Annotated in this window: 5 protein-coding genes and 1 pseudogene; 3 read left to right on the top strand and 3 right to left on the bottom strand. The window is 72.0% G+C overall.

The genetic code is table 11. The features are described from left to right. Positions 1-1,585, bottom strand: a 1,585-nt coding sequence (locus tag ETD86_RS51990; RefSeq protein ID WP_138674001.1) for a serine/threonine-protein kinase, incomplete at its 3' end; no start/stop codon positions are given. Between the two features lie 163 nt (positions 1,586-1,748). Between ETD86_RS51990 and ETD86_RS51985 the strand changes: the two genes are divergently transcribed. Beyond that, entirely contained in the window at positions 1,749-2,339 is a 591-nt protein-coding gene (locus tag ETD86_RS51985; RefSeq protein WP_246149487.1) for a cysteine hydrolase family protein, read from the top strand. After that, positions 2,339-3,076, top strand: a complete 738-nt coding sequence (locus ETD86_RS51980; protein WP_138674000.1) for an SDR family NAD(P)-dependent oxidoreductase — start codon at positions 2,339-2,341, stop codon at positions 3,074-3,076. The genes ETD86_RS51985 and ETD86_RS51980 overlap by 1 nt, the downstream gene beginning before the upstream one ends. An 8-nt stretch (positions 3,077-3,084) precedes the next feature. On the opposite strand, the gene ETD86_RS51975 is transcribed toward ETD86_RS51980, so the two are convergent. After that, positions 3,085-4,296, bottom strand: coding sequence for a serine hydrolase domain-containing protein (locus ETD86_RS51975; protein WP_138673999.1), 1,212 nt, complete (start codon positions 4,294-4,296; stop codon positions 3,085-3,087). 31 nt (positions 4,297-4,327) lie between these two features. Here ETD86_RS51975 and ETD86_RS51970 point away from each other — a divergent pair, with 31 nt between their 5' ends. Further along, positions 4,328-5,236 (top strand): cyclase family protein, encoded by a 909-nt coding sequence (locus ETD86_RS51970; RefSeq protein ID WP_138673998.1) that lies wholly within the window; start codon positions 4,328-4,330, stop codon positions 5,234-5,236. Between the two features lie 85 nt (positions 5,237-5,321). Here ETD86_RS51970 and ETD86_RS51965 read toward each other — a convergent pair. Next, positions 5,322-5,882: pseudogene (locus tag ETD86_RS51965) on the bottom strand (AMP-binding enzyme); the annotation flags it as partial. Positions 5,883-5,975: the final 93 nt, after the last annotated feature.

Below are 5,975 nucleotides of genomic sequence, written 5' to 3'. Positions count from 1 at the left end.
GGGTGGGACAGGAGGGACCGTCCACGGCCGCCTCGCTTACCTGAGGCCCGTTGCCCGACGCGGGCTCCGTCATCACCAGGATCCCGAGATACGCCCGACGGCCGCACGCGACGTCCCCAGGGTCGTGCGCGACGTTGCTGGTGTAGACCGTGCTGCCGCGCAGGGTCCGGCTCTCCTGCCGGACGGTCCTCGCCGGTGCGTCGTCCCCGTCCCGCCGCGTGTACGTGATCCGCAGCCGCACCGGCCCCGTCCCGTTCGCCGCGACCCTGATCGACCCGCTCGTGCCGCTCCACCGCTCGATGTTGGCCGCCTGCACGGCCGGCCGCGCGGCATCCGGCACGCCGGTCCCGCCCTGCCCTGCGGTGGGCGGCGGCGGAGGGGCGGACGTGCCGGCGGGCGATGGTGGCGCCTGGGACGTCGGCGGAGCGACCGTCGTGCGTCGTGGGGCGGGGGACGTCGTCCTGGTAGGGCCGGAAGTGGTGACGTCGGCGGGGGAAGGCGCGGGCTCGCTCCGCTCCTCCGGCGGCGGCATCAGGATGGCGCCGGGCCCCGGCGGCAGCCGCCCGCCCGACAACACGAGCGCGATCGCCACGGCCACGACCGTCGCGCCCGCCACCCACAGATGCGGCGGCAGCCGGGGCAAGCTCATGATCCGCTCGCGCAGGGTGATCGGGGCGCCGCCGGTCGCGTGATCGGCTCTGGCCAAGGGGAAGCGGAGGGCCAGCAACGTGGCCAGCTCGGCCAGGTGCCGCCGGCCGCGTTTCTCCCACTCGGGGCCGTACCCGGCGACCGCGTCCTCCTCCAGCTCGGCCGCGAACTGCCGGGCGGAGGCGTACCGGACGGCGGGGTCCTTGGCCATTCCTCGCCTGAGCAGGTCGCGCAGCGAGTCCGGCACGACCTCCAGCGGCACCGGCTCCACGAGGTGCTTGTCCCGCGTGGCGGGGACGTCGAGATCGCCCTCCTCGCCTTCCTTGTACGCGTGGAAGGGCGGCCGTCCCTTGACGGTCTCGAAGAGCACGCAGGCCGCCGCGTACAGGTCGGCGGGCGGGCCGGCCCTGTCCTGTGTCCACAACTCGGGCGACATGTACGCGGGGGTTCCCGCCGGCACGCCGGGCTCCTCGGCGTGCACCACGATCCCGAAGTCGGCGAGCTTGGTGGTGCCGTCCGCCTGGACCAGGACGTTCTCCGGCTTGACGTCGCGGTGCGGCACACCTTTCTCGTGGGCCGCGGCGAGGGCCATCAGCGTGCTCTTCAGCACGGCCAGGGCGGCCTCGGGGCTGGTCCTGCCGTGGTCGGCCAGCAGGGTACGCAGCGACACGCCGTCGACCAGCTCCATGACCACGGCCGCGCGGGTCGGGGTCTCGACGTACTCGTAGAACTTGACGACGCTCGGGTCGTCGATCTCGACCAGTTGGTGGGTGTCCGACCGGAAGCGGTCCATGAACTCGGTGTCCCTGCGCAGGGTGGCGTTCAGGTACTTGATCGCCACATAGGCACCGGTCGACTGGTAGGTGGCGAGGAACACGCGGCCGGTGTGGCCGGCGCCGAGCTGGCGTACTTCGCGGTAACCAGGGACCAAGTCCAACCCCCAAAGGCAGCCGTCTTCGATTCGACGGTCTCACCCGGGGTTCGGGTTGTCACGAGTGGACATATTTCGCCCTGCGTTAACCCTGAATGACCCTATGTGGTGGATGATATGCTCCGCCAATACCAAGCAAGCGCTCGGCTAATCAGGTGGGAGGGCGCCGGTGGAGGGCGTGGCCGTGCTCGTGATGGAGATGCAGCGGGGCGTCGTCGGTGATCTCACGAAATTTCCGGACCTGGTGGCCGCCTGCGCGCGGCACGACGTCGTGGCCAACATCGCCCGGCTCCTCCACACCGCCAGGGCGGCCGGGATCCCGGTGATCCACTGCACGGCCGCCTTCCGTCCCGACCGGGCCGGCTCGCACACCGCCAACTGCCCGTTCATCGTCTCCCTCCTCAAGGACCCGGAGCACATGCTGGAGGGCACGGCCGCGGTCGAGGTGCTCCCTGAGCTGCGGGATCCCGGCGACCTGGAGAGCCCGCGCTATCACGGCTTCTCGCCGTTCACCGGCACCTCGCTCGACATGACGTTGCGCTCGCTCGGCGTCTCCTCCGTGGTCGCGGCCGGGGTCTCGCTCAACCTCGGCATCCCTGGGCTGGCGCTGGAGGCCGTCAACCTCGGCTATCGGGTGACGGTGGTCACGGACGCGGTGGCCGGCATCCCCGAGGAGTACGCGCAGGCCGTACTGAGGAACACCATCAGCCTGCTCGCCACCCGCGCCACCGCCGCCGACCTGATCGAGGTGTGGAAGTGATGGACGGGCTGCGCCTGGACGGGCGGGTGGCCGTGGTGACCGGGGGAGCGGGCGCGATCGGCACGGCCATCGCGACGGACCTGGCCGCGCTCGGCGCGCAGGTGGTGGTCGCCGATGTGAACCTGCCGGGCGCGGAGAAGGTCGCCGCGGGCCTGCCGGGCGTGCGGGCGGCGGCCCTGGACCTGACCTCGCCGGCGTCCGTGGAGGCGTTCGGTGGCGCGGTGGGGGACGTGGACGTGCTGGTGCACAACGCCGGGGTGGCGATCGTGGAGCCGTTCACCGAGAGCGACCCGGCGGGCTGGGACCTCATGTGGCAGGTCAACCTGCGCGGGCCGATGTTGCTGACCAAGCTGCTGCTGCCCGGCATGATGGCCAGGCGGTGGGGGCGGCTCGTGTTCGTCTCCTCGGACGGCGCCAGGGCGGGCTCGGGCGGCGAGGGCGCGTACGCGGCCACCAAGAGCGGGCTGTTCGGGCTGGCCAAGACGCTCGCCCGGGAGGCCGCCAAAGCCCAGGTCACTTCCAATGTGGTCTGCCCGGGCCCGACCGACACCCCCATGTTGCGGCGGGTCGCGGCGGCCGAGCCGGGGCTGGTCGACAAGATCGCACGGGGCATCCCGCTGCGCCGCCTCGGCACCCCGGCCGACGTGGCGGGGCTGGTGGCCTACCTGTGCACGGACCGCGCCGCCTACATCACCGGCCAGACGCTGTCGGTGAGCGGCGGCGTCACGATGCAGTGATGACCCCCTCAGAGCGACTTGTAGACCGCCTCCACCAGGCGGATGCCGCGCAGGTTGCCGGAGACCGCGTTGGCCATCTTGTTCATGACGTACGCGACGGCCAGCCCCCGCTCCGGGTCGCCGAGACCGATGGAGCCGCCCAGGCCGGAGTGGCCGAACGCCGTCTCCGACGGCATCAGGAACGTGAGCGACGGCCGCATGAATCCGAGCCCGAACGCGGTGTCCAGGAACAGGACCCGGTCCGGGCCGTTCACCCGGATCCGCGTGGCATCCCGCAGCGTGCCGCGGCCGAGCAGGTCCCCGGCGATCAGCGAGCGGTAGAAGCCCGCCAGGCTCCTGGCCGTGGTGACCACCCCGGCCGCGGGCCAGCCGGCACGCAGGATCACCGGGTGGTTCGCGCCGCCCTTGAGCAGGTGCATGCCCGGGTTGCCGAGTGCTCGGTTCATGAGGCTCTGGGGGTCGAGCGCCGCCCTGGCCATCTCGGCCAGCGCGTCACCCGGCCGCTCACCGGCCTGAGCCTCGTCCGGGGCCTGCGGGCCTCCGCCGGTCGGGGCTTCGGCGGGCGTGGCTTCGGTGGTGGTGAGGGGCTGCGGGCGGTCGGCGGCCTTGAGCCGGGCCGCGCGGTCGATCACGGGGTCGGGCGCCCCCACCCACAACTCCAGATCAAGCGGCCCGGCGATCTCCGCGGCCACCAGTTCCCCCACGGACTTGCCGGTCACCCGCCTGATCACCTCGCCCACCAGGAACCCGTACGTCAGAGCGTGGTAGCCGTGCGCCGCCCCCGGCTCCCAGAGCGGCGCCTGACCGGCCAGCCTGGCCGCGATCGCCGCCTGGTCCTCGAACTCCTCCACCGGCACGGGCTCCTCCAGCACCGGCAGTCCGCACTGATGCGTGAGCAGGTGCTCGACCGTGATCGCCTCCTTGCCGCACGCGGCGAACTCCGGCCACACGTCCGCGACCGGCGCGGTCACGTCCACCAGCCCCCGCTCCGCCAGCCCCAGCAGGACGGTGGCGGTGATCGCCTTGGTGCAGGAGTAGGCGAAGGCAGGCGTGTCGTGCTCCCAGCGCCGCCCTGTATGCCGGTCGGCCACCCCGTCCCACAGGTCCACGACCAGCTCGCCGTCCAGGTAGACGGCGAAGGCCGCACCCAGCTCCTCGCCGTCGGCGAAATGCCGCTCGAAGACCTCGCGTACGCGGGAGAACCGAGGATCGCAGTGCATCAGACCTCCGCGGAAGAAAGGAAGCGCTTACTTGGTTCACGAGCCTAACAACTGGGGACGATTCGGCCCAGACGATCAGCGCGGCACCCTGAACCTCCTCACCCCGGACGTGGTCCTCGCCGCCCTGAGCGCCGCCACCACCGGCGAGGTGCTCAACCTGGCCATGCCGATCAGGGGCGCCACCTCCTCACCCGCCCCCACGACGGTGCCGCACCTGCGCGGTCGCCCGCTGCCGCAACACTTCATGTCCGTGGACGGCGGTGACTACGCGGCCGGCGCCCGGCCCATCGGCGACGGACTGTGCGTGGCCGACGACGCGTTGATCGTCACCCCGCACGGCACCACGACCCACATGGACGCCCTGTGCCACATGTGGTCGGGCGGCCAGGTCTACAACGGCCACCCGGCGGCCCGGGTCCGGTCGTACGGCGCCACCCGGTGCGGGATCGAGCAGGTGGGCGGCGTGGTGGCCAGGGGGGTGCTGTTCGACGTGCCGCGGCGGCTCGGTCTCGACCATCTGCCCGCCGATTTCCGCATCTCGGCCGAGTTGCTGGAGGAGATCGCCACGCCGCGGCCGGGGGACGTGGCGGTGATCCGTACCGGATGGCCGCTGGTGTGGGAGCGGTCGAGGGAGGAGTACTGGTCGGGGCAGCCAGGCCTGTCGGCCGACGCGGGACGCTGGCTGGCGGCTCACGACGTGTCCGTGGTGGCCGCCGACAACGCCGCCATCGGCGGGCTCAACGTGCGCGGGCTCGCCGACGAGGGTCTCGCCGACGACCTGCACCTCATCCTGCTGCACCGGCACGGCATCCACTTGATCGAGATGTTGTGGCTGGAGGTGCTGGGGGCGGCCGGGCCGGCGGAGTTCGTGTTCGTGGTGGCGCCGCTGAGGATCGAGGGAGGCACGGGCAGCCCGGTCACTCCGCTCGCCATTCTTTGAGATTCGCGCATTTTTCGCGGCGTGTCAGCGGTCCCACGCGAGTGGACGAGTGCGGCCTGGAGGCCGGGCAGGGCCTGGCCCGCCGTTACGTGCCGGGGTAGTTGCCGCCGCCGTGCGCGGCGTCCAGCGCGTCGTAGTCCGGCGTGAAGCCGCGTTTGGGAATCGTGTCCACGAAGGCCACGTCCCTCGGCTTCTTGTACGACGCCAGCTGCGTCTTGACGTGCTCGATCAGGTCGTCGGCCGTGGCGGTCGCCTGCGGTTCGAGCGCCACCACGGCCTTGACCGCCTGGTGCCACGTCCCGTCCGGGACTCCGATCACCGCGGCGTCGGCCACGGCGGGGTGTGACTTGAGCGCGCGTTCGACCTCGGCCGGGTAGATGTTCTCGGCCCCGGACTTGATCATGCGAAGCTTGGGGCCGATGAACGTGATCGTGCCGTCGGGCTCGCGACGGCCGAGGTCGCCGGTGTGATGCCAGCCGCTCCGCGACTTGGCCGCATTTAAGTCGGGTCGGGCGAAATATCCGGAAAAGAGGGTCTTGCCGCGGGCGCAGATCTCGCCCACCTCGCCCGGCGGCACCTCCGCGTCGTCCGGCCCGAGGATGCGTACCTGGACCAGCGGCGACGGCCGCCCCGCGGGCTGGACTCGCGCATCATCTGGGTCGGCTCGGGGCTAACCACCGGGCCGGCCACGATGACGCTCACGGCCGACGGCCGCGAGGTGTGGCTTACCGCCTGCGCG

The organism is Nonomuraea turkmeniaca, from assembly GCF_005889735.1.
In the GTDB taxonomy this organism is placed as follows: Bacteria; Actinomycetota; Actinomycetes; order Streptosporangiales; family Streptosporangiaceae; genus Nonomuraea; species Nonomuraea turkmeniaca.
This window is presented reverse-complemented; position numbering and strand designations above follow the sequence as displayed.

Coding starts and splice junctions, on each gene's coding strand:
- ETD86_RS51980 (WP_138674000.1), top strand. CDS start 2,339: ATGGACGGGCTGCGCCTGGACGGGCGGGTGGCCGTGGTGACCGGGGGA.
- ETD86_RS51975 (WP_138673999.1), bottom strand. CDS start 4,296: ATGCACTGCGATCCTCGGTTCTCCCGCGTACGCGAGGTCTTCGAGCGG.